Genomic DNA, 26491 nt, shown 5'->3' on the forward strand with positions numbered 1-26491 from the left:
ACTACTTTTTCATTTTGAAAATTTTTTCATTTTGAAAATTTTTCTTTTTAATAAAATATAGCTACAATAATTAATTTTACTATCTTTATTTATTTTTTTATCATTGGTATATTTTTTGCTTATATAGAATAATAACAAAACTTTTTTATTTTTTAATTCTATTTACTATAAAAAAATAAGATAGTAGAAACTTTTAAATTAATTTAAAAAATTTTAAGCAAAATAACATGACTATTACTAAATTTAGTTATTGACAATTTTTATTTTTAGTAGTATTTATAAAGGGAGGAAAATATGGAAAAAGTAACAGAAAAAATCTTAAATATTTTAGAAGAAGAATTAGTTCCTGCTGAAGGATGTACAGAACCAATAGCTATAGCCTATGCTGCTGCTAAGTTAACAAATATCTTAGGAGGTATCCCTGAAAAAATTGATGCCTATCTTTCTGGAAACATAGTCAAAAATGTTAAAAGTGTTAAAATACCTAATTCTGAAGGTATGATAGGAATTGAAGCTTCTACTGCTATGGGGGCTATCTTGGGAGATTCTTCAAAAGAGCTCATGGTTATAGCACATGTAGATAAATCACGTTTACCAGAAGTAAAAAAATATATAGAAGATAAAAAAATCAATGTTTTTTTAAATGAGGGAGATATTAAACTGTATATCAGATTAGAAGGTATTTACCAAAATAATACTGCCACTATTGAAATTCAACACTATCATACTAATATAACTAAAATCATAAAAAATGGTGTCGAAGTAAAGGGACAATCTTGTGATGAAATATGTTCTGGTGATGTTATGACAGATAGATCTTTCTTATCAGTAGAATTGATTTATAATCTTGCTAAAACAATAGATTTATCTCTAATCGAAGCAACTTTCCAAAAAGTTATAGATTATAACTCTGCTATTGCTAATGAAGGATTAACTAATACTTATGGAATAGCTATTGGAAAAACTATAAAAGAGGGAATGGAAGAGGGAGTTTATGGAAACGACCTAAGAAATAAAATGGCTAGCTTTGCAAGTGCTGGAAGTGATGCTAGAATGAATGGTTGTTCTCTTCCAGTTATAACTACAAGTGGAAGTGGAAATCAAGGAATGACTTGTTCATTACCAATAATAAAATTCTGTCAAGAAAAAGGTTTTTCAAAAGAACAATTGATAAGAGGACTATTTTTTTCTCATATGACAACAATTCATATTAAATCTAATATCGGAAGATTATCTGCTTATTGTGGAGCTATATGTGCTAGTGCTGGAGTAGCTGGTGCTATATCTTTTTTATCAGGGCTCTCACTTGAACAGATTGGCTATGCTATTGAAACTACTTTAGGAACAATGTCAGGTGTGATCTGTGATGGTGCTAAAAGCTCTTGTGCTACAAAGATAGCGGCCGGAATATCAGCAGCTTTTGACTCTTACTATGCAGCTTCAAAAAATAGAAAATTTGAGTTTGGAGAGGGAATAGTAGGTAAAAATGTAGAAAAAACAATAGAACATGTAGGGGTACTCGGACAAGTTGGTATGAAGACAACAGATGAGGTTATCTTGGATATAATGATTAAAAATATTTAGAGTCATTAAAGAAATTTAATGTATAAAATTTATTTTAAGGAGGGCTTTTTATGGCTAAAATGAAGGATAGCTTAATAATTAAGCTAATTCTAGGGGTTGTAGCAGGTCTAATTATAGGTTTATATTCTAATGAAGCTGTAATTGGAGTTATTCAATCTATTAAATTTATATTAGGTCAGTTAATAAACTTTACTGTACCTTTGATCATTTTGGGATTTATAGCACCTGCTATTACCAAAATGAAATCTAATGCTAGTAAAATGTTGGGGGTCATGTTATTACTTGCTTATACTTCTTCTGTTGGAGCAGCATTTTTCTCTATGATAGCTGGATACACATTAATTCCTAAGCTAAATATTGTATCTACAGTTGAAGGATTAAAAGAGTTGCCTGAAATGATATTTAAAGTTGAAATACCTCCAGTATTTTCTGTTATGTCAGCTCTTGTTCTATCTTTATTCTTAGGATTAGCTGTGGTTTGGACAAAATCTGAGAATTTTGAAAGATTATTAGATGAGTTCAATAACATTATGTTAAAGATTGTCTATGCTATTATTATTCCTATACTTCCATTTTTCATAGCTTCTACATTCGCTACATTGGCTTATGAAGGTGGAATAACAAAACAATTACCTATCTTCTTAAAGGTCGTAGTAATAGTTTTAATAGGACACTTTATTTGGCTTGCTGTTTTATATACAATTGGTGGTGCTACATCAGGAAAAAATCCATTCAGTTTGTTAAAATTTTATGGACCTGCTTATTTAACAGCTGTTGGAACTATGTCTTCAGCTGCTACACTTCCAGTTGCATTGAGTTGTGCTAAAAAATCTCAAGTTCTTGATGATGATATAGCAAATTTTGCTATCCCTTTAGGTTCTACTGTACACCTTTGTGGTTCTGTTCTAACTGAAGTTTTCTTTGTTATGACAGTGTCACAAGTACTATATGGACAATTACCTACACTTGGAACTATGATATTATTTATAATTTTACTTGGAATTTTTGCTGTAGGAGCTCCTGGAGTACCTGGTGGAACAGTCATGGCTTCTCTTGGAATTATTATCTCTGTACTTGGATTTGATGATAGTGGAGTTGCTTTAATGCTTACAATTTTTGCTTTACAAGATAGTTTTGGAACTGCTTGTAATGTCGTTGGGGATGGAGCTTTAGCACTTATGTTAAATGGAATTTTTAAAAAAGATTTAGCTAAGTAATATAAATTAAAGTGTGAGAATAAGGTTAAGCTATTTTCTTAGTATTAACATTTATTTATTAATTAACAAGGATTGGCACATGTACTTTACAGGTGTCAATCCTTCTTAATTTTATAATAATTTATAAATCCTAAATAAAAAACTACACCCTCAATCTTAAATATCTAAGGTTTTAGATGTAGTCCAAATAAAATTTTATATAACTGTCATTTTCAATTACTCTACGCTTTCTATTCTTTCAAATCTAATCTCTCTACCTTCTTTTCTCCAATTTGCATACTCAGCAACACTAGTAAATAAAACATCAGTTGAAGAATTTAAAGCAGTTTCACAAGAATCTTGAATAACTCCTATTATAAATCCAACTCCTACTACTTGAATTGCTATATCATTAGGTATTCCAAATAAGCTACAAGCCAACGGAATAAGTAAAAGAGATCCTCCAGCAACTCCTGAAGCCCCACAAGCACAAATAGCTGCTAGAATACTTAAAAGTATAGCTGAAAGTAAATCTACTTGAATGCCCAAAGTATGTGCAGCACTCAGTGTAAATACAGATATTGTAACAGCTGCTCCTGCTGTATTAATAGTAGCTCCAAGTGGAATAGATACAGAATAAACATCTTTATCCAATCCTAACTCTTTACAAAGATTCATATTTACAGGAATATTAGCAGCTGAACTTCTAGTAAAAAAAGCTGTTACTCCACTGTATTTCAAACATTTAAATACCAATGGATATGGATTTTGTCTTATCATAAACCATGCTATTAGAGGATTTATAACAAAAGTTACAAAAGCTAAGCAAGCTAGTAATAAAACTATCAATTTTCCATATGCCAGCAAACTAGCTATTCCACTTGTTTTCATAGAGTTGAATATAAGCCCCATTATTCCAAATGGTGCAAATTCTATTACAACTTTAACTGTTTTTAAAATTATTTCAGATATATCTATAAGAATTTGTTTTGTCTCTTCTTTTCCATCTCTTAAAATCATTCCAAAAAGTATACTCCAAAAAAGAATCCCTATATAATTTCCTTTTAATAAAGCATTTACAGGATTATCTACTAAATTTAACATTAATCCCTTCACAACTTGATTTACATTCTCTGGCGGTACAACTGAACCTTCACCTGCTTTTAACATCAATTCCACAGGAAACATAAAACTTCCAATAATAGCAACAACAGCTGCTAAAAAAGTACCTAAAAGATACAGAATTACTATTGATTTCATATTAGATTTCTGTCCTCTTTTATGTTGTAATACAGCAGCCATAACCAAGAAAAAAACTAGTATAGGAGCAATAGATTTAAGTGCTCCAACAAATAAATCTCCTAAAATAATAACTGCACTAGCTTTTTCTGGAGCTATTATAACCAATATTATCCCCAACATAATACCAATAACTATCCTTTTAATGAGACCTAACTCAATCCATTTCAAATATATATCTTTCATAAAAACTCTCCTTTTTGTCCTTAATTTAGAAACACGTGTCTTTGTATAGAGTACAATATACCATAAACTTTTCTTTTATGCAAGCTTTTTTTTTATTTTTCTATAGACAAAATAAATTTTTAAAGCTATACTCTTATTAAAGACATTTTTTGGGAGGAAATTTTATGAAAGGAAAATATCTAATTGTTGATAAGTCTATCTTACCTGATTATTTTGAAAAGGTTATCGAAGTTAGAAATTTTTTAAGAGATGGAAAATTTCAAAATGTTAGTGATGCCGTAAAAGAGGTAGGAATAAGTAGAAGTACATATTATAAATATAAAGACTTTATTTTTTCACCTTCAGATAGCAATATAGGTAGAAAAGTTCTCCTCTCTATAATGCTCGAAGATAAAAAAGGAGCTCTTTCAGAAGTACTAAATTTTTTATATTCTGTTGACTGTAATATCATCACTATCAATCAAAATATTCCAATCAATAAAGTTGCTTCCATAACAATTTCCATGGATATTTCTGATACAAAACTAGTAATTGAAGAGATATTATCAAAATTAAGGAGTATAAAAAATGTTGTTTCTAGTAAACTAATAGCATTGGAATAGATTAATTTTTATAAATTTTTATTTTAAAATAAGAAATTTATAAATGATAAGTAAAAAATAAAATGAGCAAGTTAATACTTGCTCATCTGTCTTTATAAATAAGATTTAAATTTTTTAAATCGATTAAGTAATTATTATTTTAAATATCCTATCAATAACGCTATATCATTTCCTGTAACTCCACTTATCCTTGAAGCCTCACCGATTGATAGTGGTCTTATCTCTTCTAATCCACTTCTAGCAATATTAGAGATTCCTTTTACCTTAGAAAAATCAAAATCTTTAGGAATTTTCATCTCTTCTAATCTTTTAAATTTCTCTATTTGTTCATTTTCTCTTTGAATAAAAACATCATATTTTATAATAGTTTCTATCTGATTTTTAATAAACTCTGGATAGTCTCCAATCTCAGTAATATCTTTTAAACTATCATAAGTTACCTCTTTAACTTTTAAAAGCTCTCCTATCTTTATCCCTTTAGCAAATTTTTGATTAGAACCTAATTTTTCTAAAAGTTCATTGGCTTTTACCATAGGGACACTTATCTCTCTAAGTCTAGCTATTTCACTATTTACTATATCTATAGCATTTTTTAAACAATCCAACTTCTCTTGAGATAAAATTCCAATCTCTTTAGCCTTTTCATACAATCTCATAAATGCATTATCAAATCTCAATGTTAATCTATACTCTGAACGAGATGGTAGTACTCTATATGGTTCTGGAGTTTTCTTATGTATGATATCATCAATTAGAACTCCTATATACCCTTCACTTCTATCGATTATTACCGGTTCCTTTTTATCAAGTTTCCTAGCAGCATTTATCCCAGCCATAAATCCTTGACAGGCTGCCTCTTCATAACCAGATGTTCCATTTATCTGACCTGCAAAATATAGTCCAGCTATTTTTTTACTCTCTAAACTAGGATATAATTGTGAAGCTGGAGCATAATTATATTCTACAGCATATCCATATCTCATTATTTTTGCATTCTCAAGTCCTGCTATAGTTCTCATCATAGCCTCTTGAGCAAATGGTGGCATAGCTGTTGTAAGTCCATTTACATAGATCTCTTCTGAATCTGCAGACTCTAACTCTAAGAATATTTGATGGTTTGTTTTATCAGGAAAATTAAGTACTTTTCTATCTAGTGAAGGACAGTGTCTAGGTCCATGAGTTTCTATTATTCCGCTTACTATTGGAGAGTATTTCAACATTTCCTTTGCCACTTCAATTGTTTTTTCAGTAGTGTGTGTAAGCCAAGTTGGAACTACATTATTTCTCTCCTTATTAGTAAAAATTGAAAAATATCTAGGCTGCTCCTCTCCTTTCAATTCTTCCATTTTAGAGAAGTCTATAGTCCTTTTATCAATTCTTGGAGGTGTAGCCGTCTGATATCTCTCTATATGTATTCCATGCTCTCTAAGAGAATCTGAGAGCTTCTCAGCCGATTGCTCTCCCTGTCTTCCAGCAGAGTAAGTTACATCACCTATAACTATCTTTCCTTTTAAAAAAGTACCAGTACAAAGTATGACAGCTTTGGCAAAATAAGAGATTCCTAATCTAGTTCTAATACCCTTTATTTCACCTTCATCTACTATAATTTGCTCTACACAATCTTGAATCATATGAAGATTTTCAGTATGCTCAAGTTTTTTTCTCATCTCAGTCCTATAGAGATATTTATCAGCTTGTCCTCTTGTAATTCTTGCAGCTGGTCCCTTACTTTCATTTAAGTGCTTCAATTGAAGATTAAATTCATCTGTATGTCTTCCCATCTCTCCACCTAGTATATCCATTTCGGCTACAAGATTACTCTTTCCTGGACCTCCTATTGAAGGATTACATGACATCATCGCCACTGTATCTAAATATAAAGTAAATATAGCTGTATCTTTTCCAAGCCTTGCTGAAGCAAATGCAGCTTCAATTCCAGCATGTCCTCCTCCAACAACTATTACATCATAATTTTTTTTCATCTTCTCCTCCTAATTCCATAAATTAAGAAAGAGGATTACTCAAATTTTGAGCATCCTCATCTACTACTTTCCAACACAAAAATTGCTAAAAATATGGTCTAATAAATCTTCGCTAGAAATCTCTCCAGTTACTTCTGAAAGTGAATCTAATGCACCTTTAATATCAACAGCCATCAAGTCCATAGGAAGCCCTAAATGTATAGTATCAAAAATATTCTCTACATACTGTTTTGTTTTCTCTAAAGCAGACTTATGCCTCACATTTGTAATTGTTAACTTTTGAGAACTATCATCAACATTTCCGTCTATAATATGCCTATAGATCTTATCTTCCATCTCATCAATACCTATATTTTTCATAGCTGAAATCTCTATCCAGTTCTTTATCTTGATCAATTTTGATAGATCTACTTTTCTTTGCATATCTATTTTATTTAAGATACCTATTACTTTTTCAGAGTTTATACTCTCATGAATTTTTATATCCTCTTCTTCTAACTCTCTTGAACCATCTATTACAAAAAGTATAAGGTCGGCATTTTCTATCATTTTTTTAGATTTCTCCACACCTATATTTTCTACAATATCATCAGTTTTTCTAATACCTGCTGTATCTACTAAAATCAACGGTATTCCCTTCAAATTAACAATCTCTTCTATCACATCTCTAGTTGTTCCTGGAATATGAGTTACAATAGCTCTCTCCTCACGTAAAACTGAATTTAAAAGGCTTGACTTCCCAACATTAGGTTTACCTACTATAGCAGTCTTAATCCCTTCTTTAATCATCTTTCCTTTATCATAAGATCTAATTAATTTATCTGTTGTATCAATTACCTCTTGGAGATTTTCTACAAGATTTTCTGGTAATGGATCATCTATTCCCTCTTCTGGATAATCAAGAACAACATTAATATGAGCAGCAACATCTAAAATCAATTTTTTAAGATGCTCTATCTGCTCCTTTAAATCTCCTCTGAGTTGATTTAGTGATAAAGATACTGATTTTTCTGTTTTTCCATGGATTATATCTATCACAGCTTCAGCTTGAGTTAAATCAATCCTTCCATTTAAAAAAGCTCTCCTTGTAAACTCCCCAATTTCAGCATGTCTTGCTCCATACTTTAAAACTGTTTCAAGAAGCTTTTCAGTTATTACAAAACCACCGTGGCAATTTATCTCCACAATATTTTCTTTGGTATAAGTATGAGGAGCTTTCATAATAGATACCATTACTTCATCAATCAATTGTTCTCCATCATAAATATGTCCATAGTTTATACTAAAATTCCTCAACTCTTCTATCTTTTTACCAGACTTTGGTTTAAAAATTTTTTCAAGAATTGTAAAAGCATCGCTTCCTGAAATTCTTACAATACCAATTCCACCCTCTCCACGTGGGGTCGAAATAGCCGCTATAGTATCAAAAAGCATGATTGCCTCCTATTTTTTTCTCTTAATAACTATATATCTTTTAGGGTCTCTTCCCTCACTATATGTATCTAATTCTGGGTACTTATTTACAACTTCATGTATTACCTTTCTCTCTCTTGGTGGCATTGGATTTAATCTTACTGCTTTACTAGTTTTCAATGCTTTCTCAGCCATTTTCTTTCCTAACTCTCTTAAAGTTTCTGTTCTTTTAGCTTTAAATCCTTCTACATCAACTTCTATTTTATAATCCTTCATTAACGAATTTAAAAGATATTCAAAACTATTTAAAGTCTTTCCTTTTTTCCCTATAATAATTCCATTATCTTCACCATAAAGATTTACAAGATAACTTCTATCTCCTAATCTCTTAGCTTCCACTCTTAGTTCTAATCCTATATATTTTAAAAGCTCTACTGCCTTTTCTTCTATCTCTTTTGAAATATCTTTTTTCTCTTTTTTACTTTCTTTTACTTCAAGATTTTGCTTTTCTACATTTTCAATCTCTTTTTTCTCTTCTTTTTCCTCTTTAATTTCCTTTTCTACTTCTTTTTTCTTTTCTTTTGTACACTTATTTTTATCTATTTCTACTTCATATATTCCTTCTTTATTAAAAATACCTAGAAAAGATCTACTTTTTTGTTTTTCTGTTACTTTAATAATTTGTTCAGGAGTTGCTTCCATAATTTTTAATGCTCTAGTTATAGCTTGCTCCTGAGTCATTGCCTTTATCTCTATAACATTACTCATAACAATTTAGTCTCCTTTTTTCATTATCAAGTATTGTTGTACTACTGCTGCAACACTTGATGCTAACCAATAGATTTGTAATCCAGCTGGCATTTTATAAGATATAAATACCATCATTAATGGAAACATATACATCATATTTTTCATTTGAGGATTATCAGCTGAACCCATTACTTTTTGTTGTAAAAATGATACTACTCCATTTAATACTGGAAGTATATAATAAGGGTCTGGATTAATAAGTTGCATCCATAAAAAAGTTGAATCTTGAGGAACTGTTACTGGATCTCTTAATACACCAAACAATGCCCATAATATAGGTAATTGAATCAATAATGGAAGACACCCTCCCATAGGATTAACTTTATGTTTTTGGTATAACTCCATAGTTTTTTGATTCAGCATTTTACTATCATTTTGATATTGTTTTTTAATTTTTTCTATCTCTGGTTGTAATACTTTCATACTTTTCATTGATTTATCCTGTTTTAAAGTCAATGGAAGTAATATTATTTTTATAACTATAGTAGCTAAAATTATTGCGATACCAAAATTCCCCGTTAAACTATACATAAGATGTAACAATCCTGAAATTGCACCTTTTAATAAACTATAAATATAACTCATTAATCCTCCTAATTTTTATCTTTTTTTTTCGGTACTGGGTCATAACCCCCAGGATGAAAGGGATGACATTTTATTATTCTTCGTATACCTAAATATATCCCTTTAAATACTCCAAATTTTTCTATAGCTTCATAAGTATAAGCTGAACAAGTTGGATAAAAACGACAATTTTTTCCTAAAAATATAGATATATACTTTTGATAAAATTTTATTAATAAAAGTATAATTTTTTTCATAATTCATTTTCCTATTTAAAAATTTTGACATTTTTTAAAACTTTATCTAAATCTCTTTCGATATCAAGAAATTTAAGAGTTTTAATCTTTTCTCCAGCAGTTTTTTTTGCCACAAAAATAATATCATATTCATCTTTTAATATCTTTTCTTTTTGTCTATAATATTCTCTAAATAGTCTCTTTAGTCTATTCCTACAAACAGCATTTCCTATTTTTTTACTTACAACAAAACCGCATTTTTTTAAATTATTATCATTCTTCTTAAAAAAAATAAGAGAGTAATAACCAAAACTTTTTCTTCCAGAATTGTAGATTATTTGAAACTCTCTGTTTTTTTTTAAATTATTCATGATTATTATTCTCCCAAAAAATATATAATAATATTTTGTCTCTAAAATGAGCTCCTTGTAAAAACCCGGTGATATAAAACACCGGGTTCTATGCTGATAATACTTTTCTACCTCTAGCTCTTCTTCTTTTTAATACTTTTCTACCATTTTTAGTAGCCATTCTTGCTCTGAACCCGTGATCTTTTTTTCTTTTAGCTTTATTAGGTTGATATGTTCTTTTCATCTATTTCACCTCCGAAAAAATTCTATATTTCAGATAAAAATTTTATATTATTTTTATAAATTTGTCAAGTATTTATTATAAAAATTAAATCTCTAAAAAAAAACAAACATTTTTGTAGTTATTTGTAATATGTTATTTTGTTATATGTACAGACAATGTTAAAAAAATTATAAGAGATAAAGATCTATTTTTTTAAGCTTGAGAGAAAATAAAAAAGAAAAAAATATTATTGAGTATAAACATTATTAAAAAACTAGTTTTTTCAACCTTTTAGTAGGAGAGAGAGAGTAAAGAAGTCCTAAAAATTAGAGAATTAAGATAAAAAATTATATTATTGTCAATATACAAATTTAAGAAGCTTTATTTTTTTAGAACTTATATATAGTAATTAGGATAACTAACTAGTAAAATCAAGGAAAATAAATTGAAAAAAATATTATTATAAATAAGCATAAAAGAAATTGCGATTTTTTCTAAGTAAACTAACATATAATTTAATTTATTATTGATTATAAGAATAATTTAACTAAGGTTTTTAAAGTTTTGAAAAAATATAAAAATTATATCATTTATTATTGATGATAGACAATAGTATAAAGCTATATTTTATTTATGTTTTAATGTAAAATTTAAATTCATATTTCAAAGATGATATTATAAAATATAGTAAAAATAGAGACTTAAAATTGAAGAATAAAAAAATAAAAAAATATTATTGCAAATATACAAAAGAAAATGATATATTATTGAATATATACATTTTCATTATATGCTAAACTTAATAGAACAAAGGAGTCGGTATGAAAAAAGAAAATTCGAGAATTAAAGATGGAGTAGATAGTTTTAATATAGTAAGTAGTGGATCTTTGCTTGAAGATATCAAAAATGTTGAAATAAAATTAAATAAAGTTCCAGAAATTGAAGTGAAGGAAGTTGTTATAAAAGAGACGGGAAATTTTCTAAATTTAAAAGATAATATAATAAACATACCGGTTGAGATGATTGTTTTTCCATTTTTTACTCCACAAAAACAAAATAAAAGGGTAAATTTTCAGTATTCCTTTGAAGATTTAGGTGTAACAATGTCATGTACTTTAATAGCTAAAGATAATAATGATAAAGTTTTTCAGCCTTCGATATTTGAGGAAAAAATATATACCTATTTAATTTCAATGTATGAATTAAAAAAGGAAGTTAACGATACAGATGAATATATAGAGTTTGAGATATCAGACTTTATAGTTAATTTTTTAGGAAATAAGATGAATAGAACTTATTATACTAAAGTTGAGCAAGCCTTAAAGAATCTAAAAAATACTGAGTATCAATTTCTTGTATCAAATCATACAAAATTAGGAAATTATAGATTTGAAGATGAAGAGTTTAAATTACTTACTTATCAAAAGTTAGAAAGAGGAAGAAAAAAATTTTATAGAGTTACTTTAAACAAAAATATTAGGCAAAAAATAAAAGATAAGAGATACATAAAATATAATTCAAGATCTTTATTAGAAATTTTAACAAAAGATCCTATAGCTGGAAGAATCTATAAATATATTAGTAAAATTAGATACAATAAAGATAAAGATAGGATAAACTTGAGAACATTAGCAGCTGTAATCCCTCTGAAAACTGAGCAGATAACTGAAAGAGCAAATAAAAATGGCGAGGTTAAGCAATATGTTCTTTGTAGATTAAAACAAGTTTTAAAAAGAATAGAAAAGGCTTTTGATGTTTTAGTTGGATTGGAATATATTCTAAATTATAAAGTTGCATATATAAAAACAGAAGATACTTATTATTTTGAATACACTTTCAATAAAAAGAAAGATGGTGAATGCCATGTTTCAACATATATAGAGAATAAAACTGAGAAGTTAGCAACAATCGATTATAAAAATAAACAAGAAATTGAAGATAATATTGAAGATGCAGAAATAATTGAGATTACTGAAGAAAAAGCCACAAAAGAGAGTGTTAAAAAGAAGGAGAGCACTGAATTTCCTGACGAAATTTTAGAAAGAATAAAAAAGGCTAAAAGAAATATTTATGTAATGAGAGCATGGGATAAAAGAACTGATACTAAGATTAAAAAGATTTATAGAGAAGAGGGTGAAGAAAGAACAAAAGAGATATTAAATATTTTGTATAAAAATTTAGTTACTAATGTCAAAACGACCTTAGTGCAGTATATAAATGGAATTATGAAAAATTTAGCTTCTGTAGAGAAAGAAAATAATAAACAAAATTTGACACTATTTGGAAATGTTGTAAAAGATAAGGGATTAAAAAGCAGAAGACAGATAAATCAAGCTAGAAAAGCTAGTAAAAAACCAGTTCTTAGCAATATTAAAGATCTAGTAGGAGAAAATAATATACCTAGGGATATTATTGAAGAGTTTGAAAGTTATGATGAATACGAGAAATTAAAAATAGAGGAGAAAGCATTAGAGCTTTGTTCTAAAGAGATGGGAGTAGATATTAATTTTTTATTAGCTATGAAAGCTAAGACAAGAGCTATATATATAGGAGCGATAAAAGATTATATAGAGAGAGTTATGAAAGAAGTAAAAGTAAATCAAATATAAATATTATTGTTTATATACATATTTAAAAATTTATTTTTTGAACTGAGATGATCAAAGTATAGTAGAGCCATTATGATATTTGTAATGGTTCTTTTATTTTTTATTCATTTTTTATCTATTAAAATATAAGAATTATCTAGAAGATTTATAGAATATTAGTAAAGAAAATAAAATAAAAATAAAAAAAGTATTGACGTATTTTAAAATATATGGTAATATGTATTTCGTCCGCGAGAGAGCGGTATTGATGAATAAGGACGTTAGCAACAGAATAGAGAAAGATAAGTAATGCAAACACAACAATAAATTGGTGTAAATAATCAGTATATTTTACTGAGTTTAATAGATTGAACGAAGAGTTTGATCCTGGCTCAGGATGAACGCTGACAGAATGCTTAACACATGCAAGTCTACTTGATCCTTCGGGTGATGGTGGCGGACGGGTGAGTAACGCGTAAAGAACTTGCCCTGCAGTCTGGGACAACATTTGGAAACGAATGCTAATACCGGATATTATGTGAGTTTCGCATGGAATTCATATGAAAGCTATATGCGCTGCAGGAGAGCTTTGCGTCCTATTAGCTAGTTGGTGAGGTAACGGCTCACCAAGGCCATGATAGGTAGCCGGCCTGAGAGGGTGAACGGCCACAAGGGGACTGAGACACGGCCCTTACTCCTACGGGAGGCAGCAGTGGGGAATATTGGACAATGGACCATAAGTCTGATCCAGCAATTCTGTGTGCACGATGAAGTTTTTCGGAATGTAAAGTGCTTTCAGTTGGGACGAAGTAAGTGACGGTACCAACAGAAGAAGCGACGGCTAAATACGTGCCAGCAGCCGCGGTAATACGTATGTCGCAAGCGTTATCCGGATTTATTGGGCGTAAAGTGCGTCTAGGCGGTTTGGTAAGTCTGATGTGAAAATGCGGGGCTCAACTCCGTATTGCGTTGGAAACTGTCAAACTAGAGTACTGGAGAGGTGGGCGGAACTACAAGTGTAGAGGTGAAATTCGTAGATATTTGTAGGAATGCCGATGGGGAAGCCAGCCCACTGGACAGATACTGACGCTAAAGCGCGAAAGCGTGGGTAGCAAACAGGATTAGATACCCTGGTAGTCCACGCCGTAAACGATGATTACTAGGTGTTGGGGGTCGAACCTCAGCGCCCAAGCTAACGCGATAAGTAATCCGCCTGGGGAGTACGTACGCAAGTATGAAACTCAAAGGAATTGACGGGGACCCGCACAAGCGGTGGAGCATGTGGTTTAATTCGACGCAACGCGAGGAACCTTACCAGCGTTTGACATCCTAGGAAGTTGGCAGAGATGCCTTCGTGCCCCTTCGGGGGAACCTAGTGACAGGTGGTGCATGGCTGTCGTCAGCTCGTGTCGTGAGATGTTGGGTTAAGTCCCGCAACGAGCGCAACCCCTTTCGTATGTTGCCATCATTAAGTTGGGCACTCATGCGATACTGCCTGCGATGAGCAGGAGGAAGGTGGGGATGACGTCAAGTCATCATGCCCCTTATACGCTGGGCTACACACGTGCTACAATGGGTAGTACAGAGAGTCGCAAACCCGCGAGGGGGAGCTAATCTCAGAAAACTATTCTCAGTTCGGATTGTACTCTGCAACTCGAGTACATGAAGTTGGAATCGCTAGTAATCGCAAATCAGCTATGTTGCGGTGAATACGTTCTCGGGTCTTGTACACACCGCCCGTCACACCACGAGAGTTGGTTGCACCTGAAGTAGCAGGCCTAACCGTAAGGAGGGATGCTCCGAGGGTGTGATTAGCGATTGGGGTGAAGTCGTAACAAGGTATCCGTACGGGAACGTGCGGATGGATCACCTCCTTTCTAAGGAGCAATACTTTCTCTATTCTATTGATAATGTTCTTATAATCAAGGAGTGACGGAGTTACGACTATGATTATAAAGATGTCGCATTCGGAGAATGGGACGCAACATTATTATTAATGGACATTGGAAACTATATAGTAAATCAGATAATACAATTTAACTCTAATTTTAATAGAGTTAGCTGTCAATCAATATTTAAAAACTAAAGGTTAAAATAATTAAGGGCACATAGGGAATGCCTAGGTAGTAAGAGCCGATGAAGGACGTGGTAAGCTGCGATAAGCTCAGGGTAGTTGCAATCGAACGTTTGATCCTGAGATTTCCGAATGGAGCAATCCGCTAAGTTGAAGACTTAGCACGAAAGAGGGTACCGCGTGAACTGAAACATCTAAGTAACGCGAGGAAAAGAAAGTAAAAACGATTCCCCAAGTAGCGGCGAGCGAACGGGGATGAGCCCAAACCGCATAAATGTCAAGGATGCAGCCGTTGTTTATGCGGGGTTGTGGGAAGAACTATGAGGAACTGCAACGTACTCAACAATGTTAATGACTGAACTGGAACTAGTTGGAAAGCTAGATCGTAGAAGGTGATAATCCTGTACAGGTAAACTCATTAACTTGTCCGTTCTCTCCCAAGTAACATGGAACACGAGGAATTCTGTGTGAATCTGCGAGGACCATATCTCGTAAGGCTAAATACTCTTACTAACCGATAGCGTATAGTACCGTGAGGGAAAGGTGAAAAGAACCCCGGGAGGGGAGTGAAATAGAACCTGAAACTATGTGCTTACAAGCGGTCAGAGCCCTTCGGGGTGATGGCGTGCCTTTTGGAGAATGATCCTGCGAGTTACGTTCAGTGGCAAGGTTAAGTTTAACGGAGCCGAAGGGAAACCGAGTCTGAACAGGGCGATTTTAGTCGCTGGGCGTAGACGCGAAACCTGGTGATCTAAGCCTGTCCAGGGTGAAGCTGTGGTAAGACACAGTGGAGGCCCGAACTCACCGCCGTTGAAAAGTTGGGAGATGAGGTAGGTTTAGGGGTGAAAAGCCAATCGAACTAGGAGATAGCTCGTTCTCTCCGAAATGCATTTAGGTGCAGCCTTGAGTGTTTAATTATGGGGGTAGAGCACTGAATGGACTAGGGGGCGCATTGCTTACTGAATCCAATCAAACTCCGAATACCATAATTCAAGAGCTCAGGAGTGAGACTATGGGAATTAACTTCCATCGTCAAAAGGGAAACAACCCAGACCACCAGCTAAGGTCCCTAATCATAACTAAGTGGGAAAGGAGGTGGAGATTCATAAACAACCAGGAGGTTGGCTTAGAAGCAGCCATACCTTTAAAGAGTGCGTAATAGCTCACTGGTCGAGAGTCTCTGCGCCGACAATGTAACGGGGCTAAGTTATGAACCGAAGCTGTGGAATTGCGCAAGCAATTGGTAGGAGAGCGTTCTGTAGGCCGTTGAAGGAGAAGCGTAAGCAACTCTGGAGGTATCAGAAGTGAGAATGCAGGAATAAGTAGCGAGAAGGGAGGCGAGAATCCTCCCCGCCGGAAGACCAAGGTTTTCAGGGTAAAGCTTGTCTTCCCTGAGTAAGCCGGGACCTAAGCCGAGGCTATAGTGCGTAGGCGAATGGAAAACAGATTAATATTTCTGTGCCAGTCATATTTTGTGATGGAGGGACGCAGAAGGGTATGTGCGCGGAAGAACGGTAGTTTCCGTAAAAGCATGTAGAATGACTTGATAGGTAAATCCGTCAAGTTAGATTTGAGGTGTGATATATAGTCGTAAGATGAATGTACAGATCCCACGCTGCCAAGAAAAGCTTCTAACGTTAAGGTATGACTGCCCGTACCCGAAACCGACACAGGTGGTCAGGATGAGAAATCTAAGGCGGACAGGCTAACTCTCGTTAAGGAACTCTGCAAAATAGCCCCGTAACTTAGGGAGAAGGGGTGCCCCTGGGCGTGAGTATACACGCAATGCAAAGCGCTTGGGGGTCGCAGTGAAGAGGCTCAAGCAACTGTTTAACAAAAACACAGGTCTATGCTAAGCTGTAAGGCGATGTATATGGGCTGACACCTGCCCAGTGCCGGAAGGTTAAGAGGAGGAGTGAGAGCTCCGAATTGAAGCCCCGGTGAACGGCGGCCGTAACTATAACGGTCCTAAGGTAGCGAAATTCCTTGTCGGGTAAGTTCCGACCTGCACGAATGGTGTAATGATTTGAGCGCTGTCTTGACGGGAGGCCTGGTGAAATTGTATTACCGGTGAAGATACCGGTTACCTACAGTAGGACGGAAAGACCCCATGGAGCTTTACTGTAGCTTGGTATTGGGTTTTGGCATTGCATGTATAGGATAGTTGGGAAACTATGAAGATGTGGCGCTAGCTGCATTGGAGTTGTCGGTGGAATACCAACCATTCAATGTTGAAATTCTAATCTGTGGTTTGAAGCCACGGAGACAGTGCTAGGTGGGCAGTTTGACTGGGGCGGTCGCCTCCGAAAGAGTAACGGAGGCGTTCAAAGGTTCTCTCAGGTTGGATGGAAATCAACCGCAGAGTGCAATGGCATAAGAGAGCTTGACTGCGAGACTGACGGGTCGAGCAGGTGCGAAAGCAGGACATAGTGATCCGGCGATTCCGAATGGAAGGATCGTCGCTCAACGGATAAAAGCTACCCTGGGGATAACAGGCTGATCCTACCCGAGAGTCCATATCGACGGTAGGGTTTGGCACCTCGATGTCGGCTCATCGCATCCTGGGGCTGGAGAAGGTCCCAAGGGTTGGGCTGTTCGCCCATTAAAGCGGTACGTGAGCTGGGTTCAGAACGTCGTGAGACAGTTCGGTCCCTATCCACTGTAGGCGTTAGAATATTGAGAAGATCTGTCCTTAGTACGAGAGGACCGGGATGGACAAACCTCTGATGTACCAGTTGTCACGCCAGTGGCACAGCTGGGTAGTCACGTTTGGAACAGATAACCGCTGAAAGCATCTAAGCGGGAAACTGACTTCAAGATAAGTATTCTTTAAGACTCCTTCGAGCCTAGGAGGTAGATAGGTTGGGGGTGTAAGGGTTGCGAGGCCTTTAGCTGACCAATACTAATAAGTCGAAGTTTTAACCTTCAAATAATCAAGAAGTAACGAAGTTACGACTATGATTATTTAGACGCAGATGACTGAAAGGAATCAGCGTTACCTGATATTACTATATAGTTTCAAATGCCTATGTAAATAGACATTAGCTTGGTGAGAAGAGCTACGGGGGTACACCCAGATACATTCCGAACCTGGAAGTTAAGCCCGTAAACGCTGAAAGTACTTGGAGGGAAGCCTCCTGGGAGGATAGGAACTTGCCAAGCTTTGATTGGGGTGTCGCCAAGCGGTAAGGCAACGGACTTTGACTCCGTCATGCGTTGGTTCGAATCCAGCCACCCCAGCCATTTTAAGAAGTTATAACTGCCTAAAAGGCAGTTTTTTTTTATCTAAAATTAAACTAGATAAAAATTGCTATATATGCTATACTAAAGAATAGATTAAAAAATAATATGGAGAGAAATTATGAGATATTTATTGTTATTATTTTTAGTATTTTCTTTTTCAATGGCTGATACCAAATTTGAAGATTTGAATAAGGAGCATTGGGCATATAATGCTATAAATTCTCTTGTTGAAAAAGGGATAATAAAAGAAAATAGATATAGATTTGATGGAAATGAACCAACAAGTAGATATGAGTTTGCAGAAGGGTTAGTGAGAACTATTGACTATTTAGATTTAAAAAAGGCCAATAAGGAAGATCTAAATATATTAGAGGCTTTGATGTTAGAATTTTCTCAAGAATTAAATAAGATAGGTTTTGACGCTAGTACTTTCAATGGAAGAATTGATAATATTAATGAGACTATTGAACTTTTAAGAGAAAGAGTCAATGAAAATGAAAAAACTATTGAAGAGTTGAAAAAAAGAGTGGAAACTCTTGAAAATAAAAATTAAAATTGGAGGGATGAATAGTGAAAAAACTGTCATTTGATTATTCTAAAGCACTTGGGTATGTAAGAGAAGAAGAATTATCATTTATGAAAGAACAAATAGTGGTAGCAGAAAGATTTTTAAAAGAAAAAAATGGAGCAGGAAGTGATTTTTTAGGTTGGATTGAACTACCAACTAACTATGATAAAACTGAATTTGAAAGAATTAAAGCTACTGCAGAAAAAATAAAAAAAGATTCAGATATTCTTCTTGTTATAGGAATAGGAGGATCATATTTAGGAGCAAGAGCTGCAATAGATTTCTTATCTCATACTTTCTATAATAATTTACCAAAAGATAAGAGAAAAGGAACAGAGATATTCTATGTAGGAAATAATATCTCAGGAGTATATTTAAAACACTTATTAGACATATTAGAAGGAAAAGATTACTCAATCAATGTAATCTCTAAATCAGGAACTACTACTGAACCAGCAATAGCTTTTAGAGTTCTTAAAAAACATATAGAAGAGAAATATGGAAAAGCAGAAGCTAAAAATAGAATATATGCAACTACAGATAAAGCAAAAGGAGCATTAAAGAAATTAGCTGATGAAGAAGGATATGAAACATTTGTAATTCCTGATGATGTAGGAGGAAGATTCTCTGTATTAACACCAGTTGGATTACTTCCTATAGCTTGTGCAGGAATTGATATAGATGAGCTTATGGCAGGGGCTAGAGAGGCTCAAAATGATTATAATGCACCATTTGAAGAGAATGACTGTTACAAGTATGCTGCAATTAGAAATATTTTAAATAGAAAAGGTAAAAATATTGAGATGTTAATAAACTATGAACCAAGATTACACTATTTTGGTGAGTGGTGGAAACAACTATTTGGAGAATCTGAAGGTAAAGATGGAAAAGGCCTATTTCCAGCAGCAGCAGATTTTTCAACTGATTTACACTCAATGGGACAATATATCCAAGATGGAAGAAGAGAATTATTTGAAACAGCAGTATTAATAGGAGAGCCTGAAGCTGATATAACAATAGAAGCTGAAGAGATAGATTTAGATGGATTAAACTATCTAGCTGGAAAAGGAATGGATTTTGTAAATAAGAAAGCTGCTCAAGGAACATTACTTGCCCATGTTGATGGAGGAGTACCTAACTTAGTAGTAAATGTACCAGAAGCTACTCCATTCCACTTAGGATACCTATTCTATTTCTTTGAAAAAGCTTGTGGAATGAGTGGATATATTCTTGGAGTAAATCCTTTTAATCAACCAGGAGTAGAATCATATAAGGCTAATATGTTTGCATTACTTGGTAAAAAAGGATATGAAAAAGAAGCTGAAATATTAAATAAAAGATTAGAAAATAGATAATTTTATATATTTAAAGCTTAGAAGTGAGTTTTTTAACTCACTTCTTTTATCATAAATATTTATTAAATAAAAAGGAGAAATAATGAAGTTTATTGAAGAATTTAAAAAATTTGCATTACGTGGAAATGTATTAGATATGGCAGTAGGAGTTATAGTAGGAGGAGCTTTTAGTAAGATTGTGTCAAGTATGGTAAATGATATGATTATGCCTATGATAGGAGTTTTTACAGGAAAGGTTAATATCTCATCTTTAAGTTTAAAGTTACCATCTAGTATAGCAGGAGGGGACTCTGTAGTTATAAAATATGGACAATTTTTACAGAATGTTTTAGACTTTACAATAATTTGTTTATGCGTATTTTTTATGGTTAAACTAGTAAATAAACTGATAAAGAAACACGAGGATAGTAAACCGACTCCAAAACCAACAAATGAAGAGTTATTATTAAGAGAGATTAGGGATATTTTAAAAGAAAAATAGTGTATATAGATAATAATAAAAAAAAGAGAGAGAATAAATGAATAATCAAGCTGAAAAGTTAGGAGAAACACCTTTAAAAAAATTATTTTTAGTAATGGCAGTACCATCAGTACTAGCTCAACTAATAAATGTATTATACAATATTGTAGATAGAATATATATAGGGCACATAAAAGATGTGGGTTCTTTAGCCCTTACAGGGGTAGGAGTAACCTTTCCTATAATAATGATAGTTTCCGCTTTTAGTGCTTTTGCTGGTCAAGGAAGCTCACCACTAGCTTCCATTGAATTAGGAGCAAAAAACTATAAAAAAGCTGAGAAAATATTGGGAAATAGTACCGCTTTATTGATAGTATTCGCAATAGTATTAACAATCTTTTTTCAAACTTTTAAGACTCCATTGTTATATGCTTTTGGAGCTAGTACTAATGTTATAAGATATGCTGAAGAATATATAGGGTTATATTTGTATGGAACTATATTTGTTATGCTATCTTTAGGGCTTAATACTTTTATTAGTGGACAGGGAAATGCAAAAATAGCTATGTTATCAGTTTTAATAGGGGCAGTGACTAATATTATTCTAGATCCTATATTTATATTTGTATTTGGAATGGGAGTAAGAGGAGCAGCGTTGGCTACTATTATCTCACAAGCTTTAAGTGCAATTTGGGTTGTATATTTTCTTTTATCTAAAAAAAGTGTAATAAAGATAAAAATAAAAAATTTAAATCTAGAGAAAGAGATTTTAAAAAAGACAGGGGCATTAGGAATCTCTCCTTTTATCATGCAAAGTACAGAGAGTTTAGTTCTGTTAACTTTAAATTCAGGATTACAAAAATACGGTGGAGATTTATATGTGGGCTCTATGTCAATATTAATAAGTGTATTACAATTAATAACTGTTCCAGTAAATGGAATAACACAAGGAATTCAGCCAGTAATAAGTTATAATTTTGGAGCTGGAAATAGAAAAAGAGTTTTACAGACCTTTAAGGGAATGTTAGGGATATGCTTGACTGTAACAGTTATAATGGGAGGAATAGGAGTAGCTTTTCCAAAGATATATGTTGGAATTTTTACTGATTCAAAGGAATTGTTTGACTTAACTTCTAAATTTATGCCAATTTTTGTATTTGGAATGCTTATATTTGGAATACAGCAAGCTATTCAAGGGACTTTTTTAGCTTTAGGACAGGCTAAATATTCAATTTTTATAGCTTTATTAAGGAAGGTTATTTTATTAATACCTTTAGCAATTGTTTTACCATTTTTTTTAGGAGTGAATGGAATATACTATGCTGAACCAATTGCTGATATTACATCAGTGATAATAGCTAGCATAACTTTTACTTTGACATATAAAAAAATATTAATGAGTAGAAAAATAAAAAATAGAAGAAATTTTTAAAAATAGATATTTATTATTGATTATATATATAATTATGAGAAACTATTAAATTGAGGAATTGAGAAAGTGAATATAGAAATTTGTAGAGGGGATATAGATAAAGAATTACTGTTAATTTAACTAAATTTATGGTAAAATATGTAGTAGATTATTTATGGAAAAGATATAAGGAGAAAGAGATGCAAGAGGTAAAAATATCAACTGAATTTATAAAATTAGATCAGTTTTTAAAATGGGCAGGAATTTGTAATACAGGGGTGGATGCAAAATTTTTTATCATAGATGGGAATGTAAAAGTAAATGGAGAAACTGAAATTAGAAGAGGAAAGAAATTATATCCAGGAGATAAGGTAGAAATAGCTGAGAAGATTTTTATAATTAAGTAGGTTGAAATTGAAATAGGGTGAATTATGCTTTGGAGATTTTAGAGATAAATTATATAAATTTTAGAAACTTAATTGATAATAATGTAAAATTTTTTCCAAAGCTCAATTTATTCTTTGGGAAAAATGGACAGGGAAAAACTAGCTTATTAGAGGCTGTATATTTCAATGCCACAGGAAAGAGTTTTAGAACAACTAAAAGTACTGAAATGATGAAGTATGGAGTGAAAAGAGCAGGCGTATATATACTCTATAGAGATAGCATAAGTGAAAAAACTCTTACAGTTAAATTTAATGATAGCAAAAAAGAATATTATTATAATAGTAAAAAAGTAACTTATGATGAGTTTTATGGAAAGTTAAATGTTGTTACATATATACCAGAGGATATAGTACTAATAACAGGTTCTCCATCTATCAGGAGAACTTTTTTTGACGGGGAGATAGCTCAAACAAATAGTGAATATTTTCAAGATTTAAAAAATTATAATAAGCTACTTAAAATAAGAAATAAGTATTTAAAGGAGCAAAGGACAAAAGAGATAGAGTATCAAGTATATGAAGAAGAATTTGTAAAATATGGAGCTAAAGTAATTGAGAAAAGATTGGAATATGTGCAAAAAATTTCGATAATTTTAAACTTGAACTACAGAAAGCTATTTGATAATGAAAAAGAGTTAAGTTTGAGTTATGACTGTCATTTAGGAAATATAAAAAAAATGAGTATAAAGGAGATAGAGGAGCTTTTAAAAGAGAAGATAAAGAAAAGTTTTAATCAAGAGAAAAGATATGGCTTTTCACTATGTGGACCACAAAAGGATGATTTTTTATTTATTTTAAATGGACATGAAGCTAAATCAACAGCATCACAAGGAGAAAAAAAATCTATAATTTTTTCACTAAAACTTTCTGAGATAGATATGGTGATACGTGAAAAAAAAGAGAATCCAGTACTTATAATAGATGACATCTCTTCTTATTTTGATTCAAATAGAAAGAATAGTATACTTGGTTATCTCAGAAAAAGAAATATCCAAGTTTTAATAAGTTCAACTGGAGATTTAGGAATAGAGTCAGAGAATTTTTATGTAGAGGGTGGTGAGATAAGATATGGCACAGGATTTGAACAATGTAAGTGAGATGATAGACACAGCAATAGGTAAAAGTATGAGATTGAAAGAAGGAGTGCTGAAGGCTGAATGGGAGAAGATTGTAGGAAAAATTTGTGAGAAATGCCAACCTGAATACATAAAAGATGGAGTTCTTTACATAAGAGTTGAAAGCCCTGTTTTTATTCATCATTTAACCTTTGAAAAGAATAAGTATATAGAAAAAGTAAATAAGTATTTTTGTAAAAAAGTTATAAAAGACATAGTTGTAAAGACAGGAAAATTAAGTGAAATTATGAATGAATACCTAGATAGAGAAAAAGAAGAGGTAATCATTGAAAAAAAAGCTAAATTAAAAGAGGATGAGATAGCAGAAGAGTTAGAAAATGTTGCTTTAGATGGAAATAACATAGGAATAATGCAAAAGATAACATATCTCAGGGAATTAGCTATAGAAAGAGAGAAATACTTATTGGCTAATGGATATAAGAAATGTAAAGTATGTGGAATGTTATACGAAGGAGAAGAGAATTTTTGTAGAGTCTGTCTTGATACAGGTGAGGCTAAAAAATTCTTGAAAGGACATGAAAGATCAAAGAGTATAGAGGACAGTGAAGAGTGATGTATGTTTATCTTGAAAATAATTTGTTGATTCCTAGTAAGGAAATAATAATTATTATTGACTATATACATTTTATGAGTGAGAAAAATACTAAATTTTATAGGGAAGAGTTAAAGAAAAAAGAGCTTGTTGATTTAACTGAAAAAGAGAGAAAAACAGTCATAATAACAGATAATAAGATATATATTTCATCATATGGAAAGCAGACTTTAATGAGTAGGAGCAATGAATTTTTTAATATAATTGGAGGTAGAAAGTGAGCGATAATTATCAAGCAGAAGATATTACAGTCCTAGAAGGATTAGAAGCGGTAAGAAAAAGACCAGGAATGTATATAGGTACAACTTCTGAGAGAGGATTGCACCATCTGGTATGGGAAATAGTAGATAACTCAGTGGATGAAGCATTAGCTGGGTATTGCACTCATATAGAAGTGAGTATACTTCCAGATAATATCATAGAGGTAGTAGATAATGGAAGAGGAATTCCAGTTGGAATACACCCTAAATATGGAAAATCAGCATTAGAGATAGTTTTGACTGTGTTACATGCCGGAGGAAAATTTGAAAATGATAATTATAAGGTATCTGGTGGTCTACATGGAGTTGGAGTTTCAGTAGTTAATGCTCTTTCTCTTTGGACAGAAGTGGAGGTAAAGAAAGATGGAAAGGTATGGTACCAAAGATACAATAGAGGGATACCAGAAGAACCAGTAAAAGAGATTGGAGTGACAAAAGAACATGGAACGACAGTTAGATTTAAGGCTGATCATGAAATATTTGAAACATTGATCTATGATTATAATACTTTAAAAAATAGATTAAAAGAACTAGCCTATCTAAATAAAGGTCTGGTAATAACTCTTACAGATTCGAGAAAAGAGCCTTTTAAGAAGGAAGTTTTTGAATTTGAAGGAGGAATAGCTGATTTTTTAAGAGAGATAACTGAAGATACAGAGAAGTTGATAAAAGAACCTATTTATATGACAGGAGAGGTTGAGAATATAGGAGTAGAGATAGCTTTTCTATATACAGTTAACCAGTCTGAGGTGATATATTCATTTGTAAATAATATTAATACACATGAGGGAGGAACTCATGTTCAAGGATTTAGAACAGCACTTACTAGAATAATAAATGATGTTGGAAAAGCTCAGGGACTACTAAAAGACAAAGATGGAAAGTTACAAGGTTCAGATATTAGAGAAGGTGTTACAGGAATCGTTTCTGTAAAAGTCCCTCAGCCACAATTTGAGGGTCAAACTAAAACAAAGTTAGGAAATTCAGAAATTACAGGGATTGTATCTACAATAGTTGGAACTCAACTTAAAATGGTATTAGAGGATAATCCTAGCGATACTAAGGTCATAATAGAGAAAATATTGAATTCTAAAAAAGCTAGAGAAGCAGCTCAAAGAGCAAGAGAGTTAGTACTTAGAAAATCGGCATTAGAAGTGGGATCATTACCAGGAAAATTAGCAGATTGTTCATCTAAAAATCCAGAGGAGTGTGAGATATATATAGTTGAAGGAGACTCAGCTGGAGGATCAGCAAAACAAGGAAGAGATAGATACCATCAAGCTATATTACCACTTAGAGGAAAAATATTAAACGTTGAAAAAGCTGGTCTTCATAGAGCTCTTGAAAATAATGAGGTAAGAGCTATGATTACAGCCTTTGGTACAGGAATAGGAGATAATTTTAATATTGAGAAACTAAGATATGGCAAGATAATACTTATGACTGATGCTGATGTTGATGGTGCTCATATCAGAACTCTTTTATTAACGTTCATATACAGATACATGATAGAATTAATATATAATGGAAATGTTTATATAGCTCAACCACCGCTATATAAGATATCTTATGGAAAACAGATAAAGTATGCTTATTCAGATAGAGAGTTAAAAGAGATAACAGATACATTTGAGGGAGAGGATAAAAAATATACTCTTCAAAGATATAAAGGGCTAGGGGAGATGAATCCAGAACAGCTTTGGGAAACTACGATGGACCCTCAAAATAGAACACTTCTTAAGGTTACAATAGATGATGCTAGAGCAGCGGATATGCTATTTGATAAACTTATGGGAGATAAGGTAGATCCAAGAAGAGAGTTTATAGAAGAGAATGCCGAGTATGTAAAGAACTTGGATATATAATCTATAGATTATAGAATTCTTAGATTGTGTGCTGCAATCTATTGAAAA

At 32.5% G+C, this 26491-nt stretch carries 21 protein-coding genes, 1 tRNA gene and 3 rRNA genes; 17 read left to right on the forward strand and 8 right to left on the reverse strand.

The features are described 5' to 3' along the window. The first annotated feature begins 294 nt into the window (after positions 1–294). Together DYA59_RS08460 and DYA59_RS08465 are read left to right on the forward strand one after the other, a co-directional pair. The gene (locus DYA59_RS08460) at positions 295–1584 is read left to right on the forward strand and encodes an L-cysteine desulfidase family protein (protein WP_115271181.1); all 1290 of its coding nucleotides are present in this window, start codon (positions 295–297) and stop codon (positions 1582–1584) included. 50 nt (positions 1585–1634) lie between these two features. Continuing rightward, entirely contained in the window at positions 1635–2801 is a 1167-nt protein-coding gene (locus DYA59_RS08465; RefSeq protein WP_115271182.1) for a dicarboxylate/amino acid:cation symporter, read from the forward strand. A gap of 216 nt (positions 2802–3017) precedes the next feature. Here the strand turns inward: DYA59_RS08465 and sstT are convergent, their stop codons facing one another. Then, on the reverse strand, positions 3018–4265 hold the full coding sequence (sstT, locus tag DYA59_RS08470; RefSeq protein ID WP_115271183.1) for a serine/threonine transporter SstT: 1248 nt from the start codon (positions 4263–4265) through the stop codon (positions 3018–3020). Between the two features lie 164 nt (positions 4266–4429). Here sstT and DYA59_RS08475 point away from each other — a divergent pair, with 164 nt between their 5' ends. Then, positions 4430–4867, forward strand: a complete 438-nt coding sequence (locus DYA59_RS08475) for an ACT domain-containing protein (protein ID WP_115271184.1) — start codon at positions 4430–4432, stop codon at positions 4865–4867. 134 nt (positions 4868–5001) lie between these two features. Here DYA59_RS08475 and mnmG read toward each other — a convergent pair whose 3' ends face one another. The 7 genes from mnmG to rpmH form a co-directional block, all read right to left on the reverse strand. Next, on the reverse strand, positions 5002–6849 hold the full coding sequence (mnmG, locus tag DYA59_RS08480; RefSeq protein WP_115271185.1) for a tRNA uridine-5-carboxymethylaminomethyl(34) synthesis enzyme MnmG: 1848 nt from the start codon (positions 6847–6849) through the stop codon (positions 5002–5004). Between the two features lie 63 nt (positions 6850–6912). Beyond that, complete coding sequence (gene mnmE / locus DYA59_RS08485) at positions 6913–8283, reverse strand: tRNA uridine-5-carboxymethylaminomethyl(34) synthesis GTPase MnmE (RefSeq protein WP_115271186.1); 1371 nt, start codon at positions 8281–8283, stop codon at positions 6913–6915. Between the two features lie 9 nt (positions 8284–8292). After that, the gene (locus DYA59_RS08490; RefSeq protein ID WP_115271187.1) at positions 8293–9030 is read right to left on the reverse strand and encodes a Jag family protein; all 738 of its coding nucleotides are present in this window, start codon (positions 9028–9030) and stop codon (positions 8293–8295) included. A 6-nt stretch (positions 9031–9036) separates the two neighbouring features. Continuing rightward, positions 9037–9657 carry a YidC/Oxa1 family membrane protein insertase gene (locus tag DYA59_RS08495; RefSeq protein WP_115271188.1) on the reverse strand — a complete coding sequence of 207 codons (621 nt, stop codon included), beginning with the start codon at positions 9655–9657 and terminating at the stop codon, positions 9037–9039. 8 nt (positions 9658–9665) lie between these two features. Next, a complete protein-coding gene (yidD, locus tag DYA59_RS08500; protein WP_115271189.1) occupies positions 9666–9893 on the reverse strand; it encodes a membrane protein insertion efficiency factor YidD in 228 nt (75 codons plus the stop codon). 11 nt (positions 9894–9904) lie between these two features. Next, complete coding sequence (rnpA, locus tag DYA59_RS08505) at positions 9905–10243, reverse strand: ribonuclease P protein component (RefSeq protein ID WP_115271190.1); 339 nt, start codon at positions 10241–10243, stop codon at positions 9905–9907. 88 nt (positions 10244–10331) lie between these two features. Next, positions 10332–10466: a 50S ribosomal protein L34 gene (rpmH, locus tag DYA59_RS08510; protein ID WP_005886225.1), complete on the reverse strand. Its 135-nt coding sequence runs from the start codon at positions 10464–10466 to the stop codon at positions 10332–10334. Positions 10467–11266: 800 nt separating this feature from the next. Here rpmH and DYA59_RS08515 point away from each other — a divergent pair. The 14 genes from DYA59_RS08515 to gyrB all read left to right on the forward strand — a co-directional run bounded on the left by DYA59_RS08515 (position 11267) and on the right by gyrB (position 26443). Then, positions 11267–13054 carry a replication initiator protein A gene (locus DYA59_RS08515; RefSeq protein ID WP_115271191.1) on the forward strand — a complete coding sequence of 596 codons (1788 nt, stop codon included), beginning with the start codon at positions 11267–11269 and terminating at the stop codon, positions 13052–13054. 348 nt (positions 13055–13402) lie between these two features. Continuing rightward, positions 13403–14910, forward strand: a 16S ribosomal RNA gene (locus DYA59_RS08520). Positions 14911–15120: 210 nt separating this feature from the next. Beyond that, positions 15121–18033, forward strand: a 23S ribosomal RNA gene (locus DYA59_RS08525). 119 nt (positions 18034–18152) lie between these two features. After that, a 5S ribosomal RNA gene (gene rrf, locus DYA59_RS08530) occupies positions 18153–18269 on the forward strand. Together the 16S, 23S and 5S rRNA genes with 1 tRNA gene alongside form the textbook arrangement of a ribosomal RNA operon. Positions 18270–18275: 6 nt before the next feature. Beyond that, positions 18276–18350: transfer RNA gene (locus tag DYA59_RS08535), tRNA-Gln, on the forward strand. A gap of 118 nt (positions 18351–18468) precedes the next feature. After that, complete coding sequence (locus DYA59_RS08540; RefSeq protein WP_115271192.1) at positions 18469–18903, forward strand: S-layer homology domain-containing protein; 435 nt, start codon at positions 18469–18471, stop codon at positions 18901–18903. A 17-nt stretch (positions 18904–18920) separates the two neighbouring features. Beyond that, complete coding sequence (locus DYA59_RS08545; protein WP_115271193.1) at positions 18921–20273, forward strand: glucose-6-phosphate isomerase; 1353 nt, start codon at positions 18921–18923, stop codon at positions 20271–20273. 82 nt (positions 20274–20355) lie between these two features. Continuing rightward, positions 20356–20754 carry a large-conductance mechanosensitive channel protein MscL gene (gene mscL, locus DYA59_RS08550; protein ID WP_115271194.1) on the forward strand — a complete coding sequence of 133 codons (399 nt, stop codon included), beginning with the start codon at positions 20356–20358 and terminating at the stop codon, positions 20752–20754. Between the two features lie 37 nt (positions 20755–20791). Next, on the forward strand, positions 20792–22165 hold the full coding sequence (locus tag DYA59_RS08555) for an MATE family efflux transporter (protein WP_115271195.1): 1374 nt from the start codon (positions 20792–20794) through the stop codon (positions 22163–22165). A 179-nt stretch (positions 22166–22344) separates the two neighbouring features. Continuing rightward, complete coding sequence (gene yaaA, locus DYA59_RS08560) at positions 22345–22551, forward strand: S4 domain-containing protein YaaA (protein WP_115271196.1); 207 nt, start codon at positions 22345–22347, stop codon at positions 22549–22551. Between the two features lie 29 nt (positions 22552–22580). Then, positions 22581–23687 (forward strand): DNA replication/repair protein RecF, encoded by a 1107-nt coding sequence (gene recF / locus DYA59_RS08565; RefSeq protein WP_115271197.1) that lies wholly within the window; start codon positions 22581–22583, stop codon positions 23685–23687. Beyond that, entirely contained in the window at positions 23659–24279 is a 621-nt protein-coding gene (locus DYA59_RS08570) for a DUF721 domain-containing protein (RefSeq protein ID WP_115271198.1), read from the forward strand. The genes recF and DYA59_RS08570 overlap by 29 nt, the downstream gene beginning before the upstream one ends. Then, a complete protein-coding gene (gene remB, locus DYA59_RS08575; protein ID WP_115271199.1) occupies positions 24279–24539 on the forward strand; it encodes an extracellular matrix regulator RemB in 261 nt (86 codons plus the stop codon). Before DYA59_RS08570 ends, remB begins: the two co-directional genes overlap by 1 nt. Then, a complete protein-coding gene (gene gyrB / locus DYA59_RS08580; RefSeq protein ID WP_115271200.1) occupies positions 24536–26443 on the forward strand; it encodes a DNA topoisomerase (ATP-hydrolyzing) subunit B in 1908 nt (635 codons plus the stop codon). The genes remB and gyrB overlap by 4 nt, the downstream gene beginning before the upstream one ends. Positions 26444–26491: the final 48 nt, after the last annotated feature.

Origin of the sequence: Fusobacterium necrogenes (assembly GCF_900450765.1) — a bacterium.
Lineage (GTDB): Bacteria > Fusobacteriota > Fusobacteriia > Fusobacteriales > Fusobacteriaceae > Fusobacterium_A > Fusobacterium_A necrogenes.